This window comes from Natrinema soli (assembly GCF_028618695.1).
In genome coordinates this window covers 1-1,665 of record NZ_JAQIVI010000735.1, presented here as the reverse complement: position 1 = coordinate 1,665, position 1,665 = coordinate 1, and the positions used below count along the sequence as shown (strand labels likewise).

General features: G+C 55.7%; 2 protein-coding genes and 1 pseudogene. 2 read left to right on the top strand and 1 reads right to left on the bottom strand.

All coding sequences use genetic code 11. The annotated features are described in order from the left end of the window. The coding region (locus PGX04_RS31185; protein WP_273742019.1) for an NAD-binding protein at positions 1–216 on the top strand (216 nt) is incomplete at its 5' end. 425 nt (positions 217–641) lie between these two features. Next, positions 642–1,202: a hypothetical protein gene (locus PGX04_RS31180; protein WP_273742018.1), complete on the top strand. Its 561-nt coding sequence runs from the start codon at positions 642–644 to the stop codon at positions 1,200–1,202. Positions 1,203–1,420: 218 nt separating this feature from the next. Here the strand turns inward: PGX04_RS31180 and PGX04_RS31175 are convergent. Further along, positions 1,421–1,665 (bottom strand): annotated as a pseudogene (locus tag PGX04_RS31175) (HPP family protein); the annotation flags it as partial.

The window sequence follows — 1,665 nt, the reverse complement described above, 5'->3', positions numbered from 1 at the left end:
GCCGAGGACGCGCTGACCGTCCTCACCGCCCGCGAACTCGCCCCGAACACGCGCATCGTCGCCGCCGCGACCGATCGCGAGAACGTCAAGAAACTCGAGCGCGCCAGCGCGGACGCGGTGATCAGCCCCTCGATGCTCGGCGGCCACCTGCTCGTCCGATCGGCGCTTGGGAGCGACGAGAGCGGACTGATCGATCGAATCCTCGAGAGCGAGTGAACCCATAGCGAGAGCCGAACAGGGTCATCGGAGTGAACCGGGCGGGACGCGTTCAGTACGGGTGATCGACGTATCAGTTCGGGCTCGGCAGCCGGCATGCGGTGGCGCGCGCTGTGCCGCGGTAAATGTCAATGAACCGCGGCCGAAATCGTGCGAGGTCGTCGCGAGTGGAACGAGCGACTGCTTGGAAGACGCTTGCGTCTTCCAGTGGATGAGCGAGGGAAGTATGACCGAGCGAATCGGCTGGGGAGGGCGTGGCGACTCCCTGTTGTCACGATAGCAGGAAGCTATGGAGGACTCATAGAAGAGTTATCATACTCTCTGTGCAAGTGGCACTGAATGATAAAGGCGATAGACGTAACACTTGGTAGAATTATCCTTAATATACCTAATAATTATGCTGTTGGAAGTGTTATTTTGATCCAATGGATTCAGACTGGCTGGTCATCCCACTCGGATTTCTTGTTATAGTGCTTCTTGTTGGACTTGGCGTCTTCATACTGTTTCATGTAGTGCCAGATGAGCAGACAGGAGGTGTGCATATTGACGCCTATCCATATGGTCCCGAGAAACCTATTCCTTTGAATTCCTCGAATGTCGTGGACTACACGGTTACTTACGAGGAGCGCCTGTTCTATAACGATCTCCTTGCGAGCCGTAACTACAGTTTCTATTCCGAGGAAAGAGTGATAGCCAACTGTACCACTATCTCAGTCTCGAACGTTAGTACAGACGAGTTTCGTGTCGGTTTAGAGTGTCGTGGTGGGATTCCTGTCGACGAATCGCCATGGACTGAACCGGGGGAGTACACTTATTCAGAATCGGAGGAGTTCACGTACTCAGTCACCTACCATATAACGGAGAATACGACACAACAGACCGAATTCCAGAATTACCCCTTTGGAACGGATAGAGGGTTCGGTAACGAGAGGAACCCAGTTAACAGTAGTGGGAAATCCAGTTCCTTTATTCAGAGTCTGACGTGAAACTCGGGATGAGTACGCACGCTTACGTACTGGCTGGTTCACTGAGATAGTGGCGAAATCAACCCTTGCCAATAGTTCTGTGACCCCCGCTGAAGCTCTAGTAGCCACTGAAAGTCAATTGATACCTGATCGCACGATGGCGTTGCAATCAATGTGTGACTCGTTTCAACGGCTATTATAGTCGTAACCGGCGTCTGTCTCATCTCCACCGAACACTGCTACCGGTGGCGTCCGCGGTGGACGATCGCCACGTCCGCCTCGAGGTCGCTGAGTTTCCGGAACGTCGGCGGCGAGACGAACCGCGAGGCGGTCGACCGGTCGGTACTCGAGCCGACGAAACAGACGTCGTAGTGGGGCGCGACCCGGGTCAGGTAGGACTCGACCGACGCGGTGGCGACGTGGGTCTCGAAGCGGCCCGAGAACGCGTCGACGAGATCAGCGAGCGTCTCCTCGGCCGCGCGGC